The sequence below is a fragment of the Streptomyces sp. NBC_00690 genome, from assembly GCF_036226685.1.
Taxonomy (GTDB): Bacteria; Actinomycetota; Actinomycetes; order Streptomycetales; family Streptomycetaceae; genus Streptomyces.
This window is the reverse complement of the sequence record NZ_CP109009.1, coordinates 4,108,270-4,123,187: the sequence shown is the minus strand read 5'-3', so window position 1 is coordinate 4,123,187 and position 14,918 is coordinate 4,108,270. Positions and strand designations below refer to the sequence as shown.

The window sequence follows — 14,918 nt, the reverse complement described above, 5'->3', positions numbered from 1 at the left end:
GCCCGTTGTGCCAGTGCCTAGGGAGCCGGCTCGTACGTCACCGTGGTCTCCGTACAGCCCGCAGCGATGAAGTACAGCCGGTCCTGCTCCGACTCGTCGATGGCGAGGTTCCAACGCAGTTTCGTCGCAGTCCACTCCGCCGTGTAACGGCACAGCGCATCAGCCGAAGGCGGCAGCCATTCGGCAGGGTCCTGGTCCGACTTGGACCGGTTCGACCGGGCCGTCACCGCCACCAAGGACGCATGGGCCCCTTGGTCATTGGCGTACGCCTCCCTGCGGGCCGCCGTCCAACCCGAGGCCCCGCTGTCCCACGCCTCCGCGAGGGGAACCATGTGGTCGATGTCCAGGGCGGATGCGGAAGTGACCGTGGCATCGTCGTAGTACGACCACCAGGAGCCACCTGTCAGCGCACAACGCGCACCGACCGTCGGCGCGATGACCGCCTCGGCGATCAGGACCTCCGCCCGGGTGTTGCACCCATCGGTCGCATTGAGACCGGTGTTCCAGTGTCTGAACAGATCGCGGTCGTACCCTTCCCTGCTCTCGGTCTCGACGGCCAGACGGCTGACTCCGACGGCGATCGGCACGGTCTCGGCCGCATGGGCGTTCGGGGTGGAGAGGACGAGGGGAGCCAGGGCGAGTGCGGCAGCCGTGGCGGCGCGCAACAGGTTCTTGATCACGTCAACTGGGATACGGGCACTTCACCCTTGGGGGAGGGAGTGAACCGAACGGCTGCGCCATATGGGCCCGTGGGTTCACCCCGGAAGGCCGGTCACTCCGAACCGGCCCCGCCCCGCCCACCGACCCGTGAAGGGAAGGCAGCCGCCGCTCGGTACGACCTTGACGGCCCTCGCCGGCCACGGGTCCGAACGTGCCGCTCCTTGCGGGTTGTCCCTGGCTCCGTCCCGTGACCCCTGTGCCGTACGCCCGTTGTGTTCGGCATGACGAAGACTCAGCGCATCCTCACCGCAGTTGCCCTCGCCGCCGGTGCCTCCGCCATGGCCGTGTCCGGTGCGTCAGCCGCGGTCGCTGTCGACGAGCAGACGACCGGCGGCTCCACCTCGCTGGGGCAGCTCGACCAGCTCAACGAGCTCAACCAGCTGAACCAGCTGATGACGGTGCCCCAGCACCTCGCTCCCCTGCTGGACCCGGTCGCCCAGGTCGCCGGCGCTATCCAGTAGCGGGGCACTCGGCCCCTCCCACCGCACCCTTCGCGCCCTTTGCGGACGGGCTGCCAGGTGGGTGGCCGAGTAGCCGGGGAAAGTTCTTCGAACTTCTTTCCTGGGACCTGTCGAGAACCCGTAGTCGGCTCCGACGTCTCCTACGAGAGTCGCCCGGCCAGGGCGGCCCGGTCCCCCAAGGAGTGGCGTCATGAAGTATCTGGTGATGGTCCAAGGTGCCCAGGTCGACTACGAGGCCATGGGGGGCAAGGCATCCCCGCACAGCCCGGCCTGGAACGAGCAGGATCTCCAGGCGATGTTCGAGTACATGGGCGCCATCAGCAACGATCTGTCCGAATCCGGCGAGCTGGTCGACTCCCAGGGACTGACCGAGCCGGCCCAGACCCGACACGTCAGCCTCGGTGCCGACGGGCGCCCCGTCATCACCGATGGCCCGTACGGTGAGACGAAGGAGGTCCTCGCCGGCTACTGGGTGGTGGACTGCGAGAGCCTTGAGCGGGTGACCGAGATCGCCGAGCGGGTGGCCCGCTGTCCCGAGCCCGCGGGCATTCCGGTCTACCCCGTGGTCATTCGCCCCATCCAGGACGCCGGCGGAGGCGATGTGTGCTAGTCACAACGGGATGAGACGTTCCCCGGATACCGAGGACCTGCTGCGCCTCAACGCGCCGCAGGTCCTCGGTGCGTTGGTACGGCGGTACGGGCACTTCGACCTGGCGGAGGACTCCGTACAGGAGGCGTTGTTGGCCGCCGCGATCCAGTGGCCCAGGACGGGCCCGCCGGACAATCCGCGCGGCTGGTTGATCAAGGTCGCCTCCCGTAAGTTGACCGACCTCCTCCGGGCCGACGAAGCCCGTCGGCGACGTGAGGAGACCGCGGCGAGCCTCACTCCGCGCGATGCGTTCACCACCGCTCCCCCCGACGAGAGCCTGGCTCCCGCCGAGGACGACACGCTCACCCTGCTCTTCCTCTGCTGCCATCCCGTGCTGAGCCCCACGGCACAGGTGGCCCTCACACTGCGGGCCGTCGGCGGACTGACCACCGCGGAGATCGCCCGGGCGCATCTGGTGCCCGAGGCGACGATGGCCCAGCGCATCAGCCGGGCGAAGCAGAAGATCAAGGGCGTGCCCTTTCGTCAGCCGGGCCCCCAAGACCGCGGCCAGCGGCTCGCGGTCGTTCTGCAAGTGCTCTATCTGATCTTCAACGAGGGGTACACGGCCACGTCGGGCAGCACCCTGCACCGCGCCGACCTCGCCCGGGAGGCGATCCGGCTCACCCGTGCCGTGCGTGCGCTGCTGCCCAGGGAGGGGGCGGTCACCGGACTGCTGGCCCTGATGCTGCTGACCGAGGCCCGCAGCGCTGCCCGTACCGGACGGCACGGTGACCTCATTCCACTGGCCGAGCAGGACCGTTCGCTGTGGGACGGGCGGATCGTCGAGGAAGGCATCGCCCTGGTCGAGGAGGCCCTGTCGCAGGGGCCCGCCGGGCCCTACCAACTCCAGGCGGCGATCGCCGCCCTGCACGACGAGGCCGAGAGCTCGGACGCGACCGACTGGCCGCAGATCCTCGCTCTGTACGACGTCCTCGTACGGCTCGCCCCCGAACCCATGGCGGAACTCGGGCGTGCGGTGGCGGTGGCCATGGTGCACGGACCCGAGGCGGGGCTGCGCGAGGTGGCCGTGCTGGAGGACCGGCTGACCGGGCACCACCGGCTGGAGTCCGTGCGCGCCCATCTCTTGGAGCGGTCAGGTGACGTCGAAGAGGCCAGGGCCGCCTATCTGCGCGCGGCGGGCCGCACCCTCAGCGAGCCCGAGGCCCGCTATCTGCTCACCAGGGCGTCCCGGCTCCCGTCCTGACGCCCGTCCCTACTGCCGTCCTGGCTTCCATCCTGAGGTGCGGATCGCGCACTTTCGGGTATCCGGGCGGACGGCGGGATGTCCGGCTTGACCTTTACGTAACGTCAAGTTCTACCGTTCAGGGCATGGAGTGGTCGATCCAAGAGATCGCCCGGCGCGCCGGGACGACGAGCCGCACCCTGCGGCACTACGGCGAGCTGGGCCTGCTGGAACCCACCCGCGTGGGCAGCAACGGCTACCGCTACTACGGTCCGGACGCGCTCATTCGGCTCCAGCGGATCCTGCTGCTGCGCGAACTGGGGCTCGGGCTGCCGGCCATCGCCGAGGTGTTGGAGGGCCAGCGGGACACCGCAGCCGCCCTGCGGACGCATCTGCGGCTGCTGGAGCGGGAACGTGAACGCATCGGGCGACAGATCGCCTCGGTGCGGACCACTCTCCACAAGACCGAGTCAGGGGAGGAGCTCATGGCCGAGGAAGTGCTCGACGGCTTTGACCACACGCAGTACGAGCAGGAGGTGTCCGAGCGCTGGGGACGGGACGCGTACCGCAAGGGTGATCAGTGGTGGCGTTCCCTGACCGATGCGGAGCGGCGGGAGTTCATGGCGCAGCAGACGACGATCGCCAAGGACTTCGCGCGGGCGCTCCAGGACGGAATCGCCGCTGATAGCGCGGCGGCGCAGACGATTGCCCGACGGCAGTACGACTGGCTCTCGGTGCTGGAGGCGCCGTCGAAGTCCCACTTCATCGGGCTGGGCGACATGTATGTGGCGGACGAGCGGTTCACCGCCGTCTATGACCAGCATGGGGTGGGGACCGCGGCGTTCGTTCGCGATGCGATGCGGGTGTACGGGGAGCGGCATCTCGACGACTGATCACCGCCCACGGATCACTGGTCGCCGCCCCCTGTGGTGGGCGGCTGCTCCTGCCGGTGGACTCAGAAGGGCGCGGGACACCGTCCGTACCACCGCAAGGCGTCTCTGCCCGGTATGTATACCCGGGCAGACCGGTGGACCTCGGGCGGAATCTCACCGTCCCCAACGGCCCCGTCCGGGGCGTCGGAGAACCCTCGGCGCAATTGGAGTTGATCTTGCTCCGGATAGCGTAAGGTTGTGTTCAACGGCGCGGGGTGGAGCAGCTCGGTAGCTCGCTGGGCTCATAACCCAGAGGTCGCAGGTTCAAATCCTGTCCCCGCTACTAGTAAGACATTAGCCCGGCACTCTTTTGAGTGTCGGGCTAATGCGTTTTCTCGTAGCCGTCGCCATCTCCTGACTTTCTTTACCTCTCCTCTGCACCGCCTTCGTCGTCTCTCGGGGCGGCCGTCTTTCCGACCGGTCGAATTGGGCGGGGCTTAGCCCGGTTGGACGGTGGTGGCTCGCCACCTGTCCCCGTTGCAGCCAGCCTGAGGGGGGCGCGGGAGCCGTGTCCGCAGCCGTGGGCGGACCGGGCAGGAGAACAGTCTTGGGGCAGCAGGAGCAACAGCACCTCGGATTGGGCACCTGGCGCTTCGTCCGTACGCTGCCCGTCCTGATGATCGTCGGCGGTGTGGTCTTCGATGCCCTGACCCCGCCGATGTTCACCGCCGCACCCATGTTCGCGGCGGCGCCCCTGTTCGCCGCACCCTTCTTCTCCTGGATCGCGACCCTGCTGACGGGGATCGCGGCCCTGGCCGGAGTGATCGGGCTCCACTACGCCAAGCGCACCCTGTTCGAGCCCACCACCTACACCGAGGTGATCACGGTGGTCACGGTCTCCGGGCTCGCGCTGCTGATCAACTGGGTCATCCAGCGGAGCAGCGAACGGTTGGCGTCCGCCCGGGTGATCGCCGAAGCCGCCCAGCGGGCGGTGCTGCCCACGCCCGCCGAGGACATCGGCGGCCTACGGGTCGCCGCGCGGTACGAGGCCGCAGTCGCGGACGCCTTCATCGGCGGTGACCTCTTCGCCGTACAGGAGACGCCACACGGTGTACGGCTGGTGGTGGGCGATGTCCGGGGCAAGGGGTTGGGCGCCGTGGAGACGGTCGCCGTGGCCATCGGCGCCTTCCGGGAGGCGGCGGAGCAGGAGAGTTCGTTGGAGGGCGTCACTCAGCGGCTGGAGCGCGCGCTCACCCGCGAGGCGAACCGCCGGGAGAGCCTCGATGCCAAGGAGACGTTCACCACGGCGGTGCTGGCGGAGATCCCGCGCGGGGGCGGCATCGTCCGGATGGTGAACCGAGGGCACCCCGAGCCGTTGATGCTGTACGCCGACGGCCTGCTGGAAGGGCTCCCGCCGACCGAGCCGGCCCTTCCGCTGTCGATGGGCGATCTGGGGTCCTGGCCCGATCGGGCGGAGGAGTACCCGTTGCCGCCGGGGGCGACCCTGCTGCTCTACACCGACGGTCTCTCCGAGGCACGAAACGGGGCAGGAACGTTCTACGACCCCGCCGTATGGCTGGCGGGACGGCAGTTCGTCGGCCCGGGGGAACTGCTCGACGCGCTCCTCGACGACGTCCGTAGACACACCGGAGGCGGCAGCTTCGACGATATGGCCCTGCTGGCGCTGGCCCGGCCGGCGGAAGGCGGCGCGGTACGGCGGGGGCGTGGCCCCTGAGGCCCGGGGCCAGGGCCGAGGGGCCCGGGGCCACGGCTGAGGGCCGGGTGGCTGTGGAAGCCCCCTCTCGGCCCTTGGACGCGACCGGCGCGTCGGTTCGGTCAGGGTGACCGCTCGGCGCGACTCGGTTCTACCCGGTGTCGCCGGTCGCGCGTCGCTGCTCGGTGTGGCTTGATGTGGCTCGGTTTCGACTTGCTGACGGGTCGCCCGTTGGGTTGTTTCCGGTGACTCTGGGAAGAGGCACCACGAGCCCACGCACTCTCCGTAGTTGAAGGGGAGCCCTGCGCATAACATTTGACGAACCGTCAGGGGTGTGACGCACGCCTTGTCCCGTTCAAGTCGCCCGAATCCGGCCGCTTGTGTCCGGGTAAGTCTGTGGCAAAGAGATTAAAGATCACTCAGAACAGCTTGGAATAAAGTCCTGGTGTCTATTAACGTTCGATAACGCAGCGCGGTCGTCCCAGCCGTCGTCAGGACGGCGCCGTGCTCATGCGCCGAATTCCGCAAGGGAACCGGGGAACCACTAATTGGGGTGAATCGGGCATATTCTGCCGTGCAGTTCGCGGTCGATGACGCTCGTAGGAGACCTTCCTGCTCCGAACCCGTCAGCTAACCCGGTAGGCGAGAAGGAAGGAAAGGAGCACGCCTCAGTGGCGTCTAATAGTCCTGCCCCGGAAGCACCGTTCAAATCCGGAATCTTCAGCGAAGAGGGTGCAGCCCGCTCCACCGGCGAGTGGAACCCCACCGCGGAGACCATCCGGCCGCGCGGTCGCCACAAGCACCGGGTCATGAAGCAGCGGGGCGGATTCGCCCGTAGCTCCACGGTGCTCGGGGTCGGTGTGATCGCGGCTGTCGGTGCCGGTGGCATGGCCACCGCCCAGAACAAGCCCGCGGTCTCCATATCGCTTCCCGACGCCATCACCGAGAGCCTTCCCGACTCCCTGAGCTCCGAGGACGCTCCGGAGGTCGATGAGTCCGCCTCCTACGCGGCGATGGGGCTCGCAGGCCAGGAGGTCAGCACAGGGCAGGCCGGTGCCGGAGAGGCACTGCGCTCCCGCATCCTCCAGCAGGCCGAGCAGCAGCAGGCGAGCGCCGATGCTGCGGCCAAGCTCGCCGCCGAGAAGGCCGCCGCGGCGAAGGCCGCACAGGATGCGAAGAAGGCCGAGGAACTCGCGGAGAAGAAGGCCGCGAAGAAGGCGGCTGATGCGAAGAAGAAGGCCGAAGCAGAAGCCAAGGAGAAGGCCGAGGCCGAGCGCCTGGCCAAGTTGGCCAAGAGTTTCTCGCTCCCCCTCTCCTCGTACACGATCACGGCCCGCTACGGCCAGTCCGGTCCGATGTGGTCCTCGGGCCAGCACACCGGCCTTGACCTCGCGGCCTCGACGGGCACTCCCCTCAAGGCTGTCACCAGCGGAACCATCAAGTCGGCCGGCTGGTCCAACTCGTACGGCTACAACGTCATCCTCAAGCTGAACGACGGCACCGAGGTCATGTACGCGCACATGTCGTCCATGAGCGTGAGCGCCGGCGCGAAGGTGAGCACGGGCCAGATGATCGGCCGGGTCGGCGCGACCGGCAATGCCAGCGCCGCGCATCTGCACCTTGAGGTCAAGACCCCCGGTGGGTCGGGTATCGACCCGCTGTCCTGGCTGCGCGGCAAGGGCCTGACGATCTGAGCCAGCGCTTGCGGTGACCATGTCCGTGTCCGTGTCGGTGTCTACGGGGGAACGCCCCGTGGACACCGACAGGTTCGAAGATCTGACCTGGTGCCGAGCCGCCCGGTGGGCGCTGTCAGCCCTAGTGGGGCACTAGGTCCTCTCAAGCTCCCTGCGCCATCCTGAAGGCGCACACACCGGCTTGCCCAGCCGGTACCCAAACTCCGGCAGCCCTGGCGCACACCCCCCGACGCCAGGGCTGCCGGTCTTTTCGTCAGCGGGCACTGGCACCGCACCTCTTCTTCCGAGCGGACGGTCTGGCTCCCTTGGTGCCCGAGCCGGTTGGCCACAGCGGCGTCATCGTCGGCGTCGGCATTGTCGGACGCGGTGTCAGTGGAGTTGGCAGTGCCAGTGGCAGCCGCAATGGCGGGGCGCGCGTTGCCATCAGCCGCGATAGGGGTTGTAGCCCTCGTAGTCGCGGTGCGGCGGTGGCACCCACACCTTGCCCGTCGCCCGCGCCGCATGGGTCAGCGCCGGACTCGCCACCGCCTTGCGCTCCCACATGTGGTGCAACAACTCCTGTTCACGGGCGATGAAGTCGGCACCCGCCGTGCCCCGCCTCGCCCGATGGCGCAAGAACGCCAACGATGTCGCGAACCGCTGGTACTCCGCGACCGCATGTGCCGCAGCCGGGCCTTGAGCACGTCGGGCGACGTTCCGTGCCATGCCGCGCGCCTTCATGGAAGCCAGTGCGAGCGGTTCAGCGGGCGCGAGCCAACCGGCCGTCGCATAGGCGGGCAGTTCGGTGGCGATGGTGCGCAGTTCCCGTTGACGCGTCCAGATCGTCAGCCAGGTCAGCAACCCGAAGGCGGGCACCATGAACGCGCCGTAGACGGCGTAGAAGCCCCACGGTCCGAAGAGGGAGGCCGAACCGTTCCACAGGGCGTGCACTCCCATCGAGAGGGCGAGTCCCACCAGGGGCAGCGCGATGCGCCGTATTCGCTGGCGGCGGGTGGCGAGGGCGGCCATGCCGAAGCCGATGCCGGTCAGCACCGTGAACAGGGGATGGGCGAAGGGCGACATGACGATCCGTACGAAGAAGGTCGCCGCGGTCACCGAGGTGAAGCCCGAGGAGCCGAGGGCCTGGTCCTCCCCGAAGGCGTTGCCGAGGTAGAGGATGTTCTCAGTGAAGGCGAACCCCGTCGACGTGAAGCCGGCCACGACCACACCGTCGACGATCCCGGTGAAGTCGCGGCGGCGGAAGATGAAGATCAGCAGGATCGCCACGGCCTTCGCGCTCTCCTCCACCACCGGCGCCACGACGGTCGCCCCCCAGGTGTCCGCGCTGGCGGGGTCCGCGGTGGCGGTCGCGATCCAGCGGGTGGCGAAGGTGTTCGCGGTGATGGCGACGAGCGCGGCGGCGAAGGCGCCCCAGGCGAAGGCGAAGAGCAGATTCCGCCAGGGCCCAGGCTCCACCCGGTCCAGCCAGCGGAAGGCGGCGATCAGCAGGGGTACGGGAAGGGTGGCGAGCCCGAGTCCGACCAGGAAGCCTTCCGTTCCGGTCTGTTCGCGGACCAGCGCCAGGATGACGAGTGCGCAGAGAGCGAGCAGGGTGATCAGGATCCCGGCTCGGACCGCCTTGCTCTGCCACAGCCGGGAGGCGTTGCGCGGCTTGTACCGCCACCGTGCACGATCGGGTACGGCGTCGAACACGGGCTGCCGCGGGTCGTAGGCTGGCACCGCGGGCCCTTGCCCGATGGGGTGCGCAGCGCGCGGACCGGGCGCGTACGGGGTGTCGGTCGGCGCAGGGGCGGTGTACGGGGGTGCGGGAGCCGCTCCGGGCGGCCCTGACCCCGGCCCCCATCGCGGCGGCGGATGGGCGGTGGGGTGGGGCTGTTGATGTGGTTGCTGGTGCTGGGGGAGCGGCTCGGACACCCAACGACCCTAACGACGGGCGGTGACACCTGGCGATGCTGTTTCAGGAACCGGCAACCAGGTCCCGAGAATCAGCTGATCCGAAAGGGAGTACCCTCCGTGCTCCAGCCGTGGATGTGGATCTTGGTGAGCTGCCGTCGATGAGGAGGCGAGCACCGAGAATCCGACGGAGTGAGCCCTCACTCATTGACGGAGTGAGGGCTCACTCCGTACTCTTGCTGGTATGACAGCACCCAAGGAAAACCAGACCACCCGCCGTCGCGCACCCGGTATGTTGCCGGAGCAGCGGCGCGCGATGATCATCCAGACCGCGATCCCGCTGATCACCGAGTACGGCGACGCCGTGACGACCGCGAAGATCGCCCGCGCCGCGGGGATCGGCGAGGGCACGATCTTCCGGGTCTTCGCCGATAAGGACGAGTTGCTCCAGGCATGCCTGGCTGAGGCGTTCTCCCCCGAGCACGCGATCCGTGAACTCGGGGCCGTCGACGTGTCCCAGCCGCTGCCCGACCGGCTCGCAGAGGCGGCCGAGGCGCTACAGGCGCACCTGGACCGGATGGGAGCGATCGCCGGCTCACTCGGGCACCGAGGCGGCAAGCACCCCGGCACGGTCCGCGGCGCGGCCCGCAATGAGTCGACGACCCGTATCTGCGAGGCGCTCGCGGATCTCCTGGAGCCCGACGAGGCCACGCTGCGCCGGCCGCCGACGCAGATCGCGGCCCTCTTCTTCGGGCTGCTCTTCACTCAGCCGCGTACGGACGGCGAGCCGGACCTGGCCACGCAGGAACTGGTGGAGGTCTTCCTCCACGGCGCACTCGGGGGTGGCGCCAAGTGAGTGCGCGCAGAGGGCGCTTGGGGGTCATGGGCCTCACCGTCCTGGCACCACTCCTGGTGTGGCTGGTCGCGGACCCGGTGCTGGGGCACCGGCTGCGGATCGTCAACGGCGAGCAGACACTCGACATCGGCGCGGTGGCGGTGGTGTTGGCCGCTTTACTGGCGGCCCTCGCCGGCTGGGGACTACGGGCAGCCCTGGAGCGGTTCTGGGTGCGGCGCGCCCGCGCCCTCTGGACCGGGGTGGCCGTCGCCGTACTGGCCTTGTCCTTCCTGCCGTTGACCGGCGACGGCACGGACGGCGGCACCCGGGCAGCGCTGGCCCTGATGCATCTGGCGGTGGCGGCTGCGCTGATCGTGGGCCTGCGCACGAAGGACGCCGCCGCGGCGCGGTCAGCACCGAGCACACCGCGACCGACAGCACCGGAGGGGGAGAGTCCCGCCAGGCAGTCGCGCGGCCCGGGATGAGCGTCGAAGCGCCAGCACGGTCGCGATGAAACCCGGTACCTGACGGTTCGGGCCGATGCCCAGCAGGACGGCGGCTAGACGACCCGGGACGCGATCCGTTCGACCCGGCGGAACATCAGGTCGTGGACCGCATGACCCTTGTTCAGCCCTTGCGACTCGAAACGGGTCAACGGCCGGAACGCGGGCCGGGGCGTGTACCCGCCGTCCTGCTGGGTGTTCTCGAAGTCCGGGTGCGCCGAGAGCACTTCCAGCATCTGCTCGGCGTAGGGCTCCCAGTCCGTGGCGCAGTGGAGCACCGCGCCGGGCTTGAGCCGTTGGGCCGCCAAGGAGAGGAACTCCGGCTGGATCAGACGCCGCTTGTGGTGCCGTGACTTGGGCCAGGGGTCGGGGAAGTAGACGCGCACCCCGTCGAGGGCGTCCGGGGCGAGCATCTCCCGCAGGAGGATGATCGCGTCACCGTTGGCCACTCGGATGTTGGACAGACCGTTCCGCTCCGCGAGACCCAGTAGATTTCCCTGTCCGGGGGTGTGCACATCGACGGCGAGTATCCCGGTCCCGGGGTCGGCGGCGGCCATCTGTGCGGTCGCCTCGCCCATCCCGAAGCCGATCTCCAGGACCACCGGCAGTCCGTCGAAGACCTCCACCAGATCGAGGACGCGGAGTCCGTCGATCTCCAGGCCCCAGTCGGGCCAGAGCCGCTTCAGCGCATCGCCCTGGCCGGTGGTGACCCGGCTGCGCCGCGGTTGGAAGCTACGGATGCGCCGTTCGTGGTGGGAGCCGGCGGGGTCGGCGATGGGCCCACCGGGGAATCGCGGCGCGCTGCGGTCGCGAAGGGGGGTGGGAGCGCTGGGGTTCTGGTGGCGAAGCTCGGACACAATGAGCCGATTCTACGTGCCCGTGCCCGGCTGCCCACTGCCCTCGGCCACTCCCCACCGGGCCCGCAGTGCCCGTCCAGCGTCGCCGTGGTGGACATCACAGCTGCGCCAGCACCCTTCGGGCCACCTCCCGGCCGATGGGCAGGGAGGCGGTCGCCGCCGGGGAGGGGGCGTTGAGCACATGGACGATACGGACGGATTCCTTGATCAGGAAGTCGTCCACCAGGGTGCCGTCGCGGAGTACCGCTTGGGCCCTGACCCCCGCCGCGGCGGGGCGCAGCCCGGCTTCGGTGATCGCCGGCAGGAGTCTGCGGACCGCCGTGGTGAAGGCCGAGGTCGACCAGGAGCGGTGCAGCTCGCCCGCTCCGTACCGCCAGTGCCTGCCCGCTATCCGCCAGGAGCCCGGCCAGGCCAGGGTCTGGGCCAGTTCTCGCGGCCGTACCGTCGACCAGTCGTACCCCTCACGGGCCAGTGCCGGCACCGCATTGGGTCCCACGTGGACCCCTCCGTCGACGCCGCGTGTCAGATGGACTCCCAGGAACGGAAAGGCCGGGTCCGGCACCGGGTACACCAGACCGCGGACGAGTGAGGGGTCGGTCAGCTCGTAGTACTCACCTCGGAAGGGGACGATCCGCATCTCCGGGTCGTCGCCCGCGAGCTGTGCCAACCGGTCGCAGTACAGCCCCGCACAGTTCACCATCGCCCGTGCTCGCAGAATGGATCCCGATGAGGTCTTCACCGCCACCCCCCACGGTCGGCGGTCGATCGCCACGACCTCTTCGCCGCAGCGGACTTCCGCGCCGTTCTGCGACGCTTCGTGTGCCAGCCGGTCAGCCACCCCGACGAAGTCGCAGATCCCCGTCGTCTCCACATGGATCGCGGCGAGCCCGCGGACCTCCGGTTCGTACTCGGTGATCTGGGCCGGACCGAGCTCCCGTACCGGAATGCCGTTCTCCCGGCCGCGCTGGACCAGGGCGTGCAACCGGGGCAGCTCATCGCGACCGGTGGCCACGATCAACTTGCCGGTGACCTGGTGATCGATGTCGTGCGTGGCGCAGAACGACACCATCTCGGCCGCGCCCTGCACCGCAAAGCGCGCCTTCAGGGATCCGGGCCGGTAGTAGATGCCGCTGTGGATCACGCCGCTGTTCCGCCCGGTCTGATGGCGGGCCGTCCCGGGCTCCTTCTCCAGGACGATCACCGTGGTGCCCGGTGCGGCGCGGGTCACGGCGTACGCGGTGGACAGGCCGACGATTCCGCCGCCGACCACCAGCACATCGCAGTCGAAGTCCCGCTCGGACAACACCATCACCACGCCACCTCCCACCCCGATAGGGCACCCGTCAGCCTCGGGGAGCCGCCGTCATGGGCGGCTGGCTCCCCGCGGTCGCCCACGAGGAATGCACCGAACCTTGACCGGGCACCCGCGCCCACGTCGATCCTGGGCCGATCCGTCCGTCGCGTCCAGATGGCCCTAGCCTTGGTCACTGGACCATACGGACCAGAACCCCGGAGTCCCAAGACCTGAGCGAGCCATGTGATCGACTCGATCGGTTCGGTGCGAACGGTGATCGTGCGATTGACCGTCCTGACCGTTCGTACCTTCTGGTCGTACTTGCTGGCCGTGCTTGCTGGCTGTACTTGCTGGTCCGACGCCCGATTCGCCCTTGCCCGAGCAGGCCCGAGCGCGTCCGAAGGACCCGACCGGATCGTTCCAACAGATCACACCAGATCGAACCGGCAGAACCAGTAGAAGGTGATCCGACCGTCCCGAACCAAGGCGATCTTCACATCCGGAGGTTCAAGAGTGCGGTGGACGACCCGAAAGTCGGTCCTCCGCGCAACCGTTCCCTCAGCCGAATTGTGCAGGAGCCTTGCGTAAGACGCTCAGGCAGGGGCCACCAACAGCGGACGGGCCCGCTCGCGCAACTCCGCCACGCGCGGTTCGTCCCCGTACGGTTCGAGCCGGTGCAGCAGGTCCCGTACGTACTCGGTGGTCCGCGCCGATGAGATGCGGCCGGCGACCTCCACGGCTCGGGTGCCCGCCGCACAGGCGGCGTCCAGGTTCCCCGACTCCAACTCGGCGACCGCGCTGACCACGAGCCGCAGCCCGTGGGAGCGGACGTACTCCTCGGTCGGTCTGGACAGCGCTTGCTCGGTGAAGCGCCGCACCTGACGGGGGGCCTTGAGATCCCGGTAACACTCGGCGGCGTCCGCGCAGAAGCGGTCGTAGGAGTAGAAACCCAGCCAGGACGGATCCGGATCGCCGTCCCGGGATCGCTCCAACCAGCCTTCCGCAGCCTTCAGCGCCGCCCCGGCCGCCGCCGCGTCATTCGCCTTGGCATGGGCCCTCGCCTCGACCAGCCGGAAGAAGCTCATGGTGCGCGCGGTGGCCAGCCCGCGATTGCGCTCCAGGGCGGCTTGGGCGAGGTCCACACCCTCGTCGGCGAAGCCACGGTAGATGGATTGAAGTGACATCGATGCCAGCACATAGCCGCCGAGCGGCACGTCCGCCGCGGCTCTGGCCAGCCGCAACGCCTGGATGTAGTAGCGCTGGGCCGCTTCCTGCTGACCGGTGTCGAAGGCCATCCAGCCGGCGAGTCGGGTCAGCTCGGCGGTGGCCCCGAACAGGGCCCGGCCCACCTCGTCCGAGTACGAGCCGAGCAGTAAGGGGGCGGCGTCCACCCGCAGACACTCGGGAACCATCGACGAACGCCAGTCGCCGCCGCCGTACTTGGAGTCCCAGCGGCGGGCGTCCTGCGCGGCCTCCCGCAGTTTGGCGACGTCGCTGTGGCCCACGCGGGCGACGGGGTCCTCCAAGGGAACCTCCACACCGCCCGCCGCTGCTCCGGCCGTCGTACCGGGCAGCCGCTCCACCGACGGGTCCGCGGGCGTTATCAGCCAACGGGAGGCGGGAGTGGCGTAGGCGCTCACCGCAAAGGAACCGGCCAGCGACTGCCAGATGCCCCCGCCGCCGGCCCGCCGCCCCGCGAGATCCAGCCGGTAGAGCTCGGTCGCCGACTTCACGGCCGCGCCGATGTCACGCGGGAAGGCAAGCCCGACCTCGGGAGCCGGATCGGCGTCCGCGAGACCGATCTCGTGCAGGGGTACGGGACGCCCCAGTTTGGCGCCGATCGCCGCCGCGATGAGATGAGGGGCGGCGCCCTGCGGCACCATGCCCTTGGACACCCACCGGGCGACGGACGTCTTGTCGTAGCGAAGGGTCAGACCCCGTTGCGCTCCGAGGTCGTTGACGCGCCGGGCGAGGCCGGCGTTGCTGATTCCCGCGAGGGCGAGAACGGTGCCGAGCTTTTCGTTCGGCCCGCGTTGCTCCCTGGACATGCGCCCCACCCCTCGACACGCAGACGGCCGCCGTGTCGCTGCTCGGCGCACGGCATTCGTACTGAGTCCTTCCCCGGTGGGCTGCCCTTCGCCCCCGGCACATGACGCGGCCGACACGCGGTTCTTGGTGCATGTCGATCGCGGCGCTGCGCACGGATCCCGTCAGCGGCACTGCTCGTCCCGCGTACGATCCCG

Annotated in this window: 13 protein-coding genes, 1 tRNA gene and 1 riboswitch; of the genes, 9 read left to right on the top strand and 5 right to left on the bottom strand. The window is 69.2% G+C overall.

Going from position 1 to position 14,918, the window contains the following annotated elements:
* Positions 1–17: 17 nt before the first annotated feature.
* Positions 18–680, bottom strand: coding sequence for an HNH endonuclease family protein (locus tag OID54_RS18090; RefSeq protein ID WP_329020898.1), 663 nt, complete (start codon positions 678–680; stop codon positions 18–20).
* Between the two features lie 261 nt (positions 681–941).
* Here OID54_RS18090 and OID54_RS18085 point away from each other — a divergent pair, with 261 nt between their 5' ends.
* The 7 genes from OID54_RS18085 to OID54_RS18055 all read left to right on the top strand — a co-directional run bounded on the left by OID54_RS18085 (position 942) and on the right by OID54_RS18055 (position 7,293).
* Positions 942–1,181 carry a hypothetical protein gene (locus OID54_RS18085; protein WP_329020895.1) on the top strand — a complete coding sequence of 80 codons (240 nt, stop codon included), beginning with the start codon at positions 942–944 and terminating at the stop codon, positions 1,179–1,181.
* Positions 1,182–1,371: 190 nt separating this feature from the next.
* Positions 1,372–1,791 carry a YciI family protein gene (locus OID54_RS18080; RefSeq protein ID WP_329020893.1) on the top strand — a complete coding sequence of 140 codons (420 nt, stop codon included), beginning with the start codon at positions 1,372–1,374 and terminating at the stop codon, positions 1,789–1,791.
* Positions 1,792–1,801: 10 nt separating this feature from the next.
* Positions 1,802–3,034: an RNA polymerase sigma factor gene (locus OID54_RS18075; protein ID WP_329020891.1), complete on the top strand. Its 1,233-nt coding sequence runs from the start codon at positions 1,802–1,804 to the stop codon at positions 3,032–3,034.
* A gap of 125 nt (positions 3,035–3,159) precedes the next feature.
* Positions 3,160–3,906, top strand: a complete 747-nt coding sequence (locus tag OID54_RS18070) for a MerR family transcriptional regulator (RefSeq protein WP_329020890.1) — start codon at positions 3,160–3,162, stop codon at positions 3,904–3,906.
* 248 nt (positions 3,907–4,154) lie between these two features.
* Positions 4,155–4,228 (top strand) — tRNA-Met (locus OID54_RS18065).
* Positions 4,229–4,492: 264 nt separating this feature from the next.
* Positions 4,493–5,620 (top strand): PP2C family protein-serine/threonine phosphatase, encoded by a 1,128-nt coding sequence (locus tag OID54_RS18060; protein ID WP_329020888.1) that lies wholly within the window; start codon positions 4,493–4,495, stop codon positions 5,618–5,620.
* A 482-nt stretch (positions 5,621–6,102) separates the two neighbouring features.
* A riboswitch (cyclic di-AMP (ydaO/yuaA leader) is annotated at positions 6,103–6,259 on the top strand.
* An 11-nt stretch (positions 6,260–6,270) separates the two neighbouring features.
* Positions 6,271–7,293, top strand: coding sequence for a M23 family metallopeptidase (locus OID54_RS18055; RefSeq protein WP_329020886.1), 1,023 nt, complete (start codon positions 6,271–6,273; stop codon positions 7,291–7,293).
* A gap of 423 nt (positions 7,294–7,716) precedes the next feature.
* Here OID54_RS18055 and OID54_RS18050 read toward each other — a convergent pair whose 3' ends face one another.
* Positions 7,717–9,012: a PrsW family intramembrane metalloprotease gene (locus OID54_RS18050; protein ID WP_443055617.1), complete on the bottom strand. Its 1,296-nt coding sequence runs from the start codon at positions 9,010–9,012 to the stop codon at positions 7,717–7,719.
* A gap of 418 nt (positions 9,013–9,430) precedes the next feature.
* On the opposite strand from OID54_RS18050, the gene OID54_RS18045 reads away from it, so the two are divergent.
* The gene (locus tag OID54_RS18045; RefSeq protein ID WP_329020884.1) at positions 9,431–10,042 is read left to right on the top strand and encodes a TetR/AcrR family transcriptional regulator; all 612 of its coding nucleotides are present in this window, start codon (positions 9,431–9,433) and stop codon (positions 10,040–10,042) included.
* Complete coding sequence (locus tag OID54_RS18040; protein WP_329020882.1) at positions 10,039–10,506, top strand: DUF6069 family protein; 468 nt, start codon at positions 10,039–10,041, stop codon at positions 10,504–10,506. Before OID54_RS18045 ends, OID54_RS18040 begins: the two co-directional genes overlap by 4 nt.
* Positions 10,507–10,580: 74 nt before the next feature.
* Here the strand turns inward: OID54_RS18040 and trmB are convergent, their stop codons facing one another.
* The 3 genes from trmB to OID54_RS18025 all read right to left on the bottom strand — a co-directional run bounded on the left by trmB (position 10,581) and on the right by OID54_RS18025 (position 14,723).
* Entirely contained in the window at positions 10,581–11,381 is an 801-nt protein-coding gene (gene trmB / locus OID54_RS18035; RefSeq protein ID WP_329020881.1) for a tRNA (guanosine(46)-N7)-methyltransferase TrmB, read from the bottom strand.
* Positions 11,382–11,478: 97 nt separating this feature from the next.
* Complete coding sequence (gene lhgO, locus OID54_RS18030) at positions 11,479–12,690, bottom strand: L-2-hydroxyglutarate oxidase (protein ID WP_329020879.1); 1,212 nt, start codon at positions 12,688–12,690, stop codon at positions 11,479–11,481.
* 578 nt (positions 12,691–13,268) lie between these two features.
* The gene (locus OID54_RS18025) at positions 13,269–14,723 is read right to left on the bottom strand and encodes an MFS transporter (RefSeq protein WP_329020877.1); all 1,455 of its coding nucleotides are present in this window, start codon (positions 14,721–14,723) and stop codon (positions 13,269–13,271) included.
* Between the last annotated feature and the right edge of the window lie 195 nt (positions 14,724–14,918).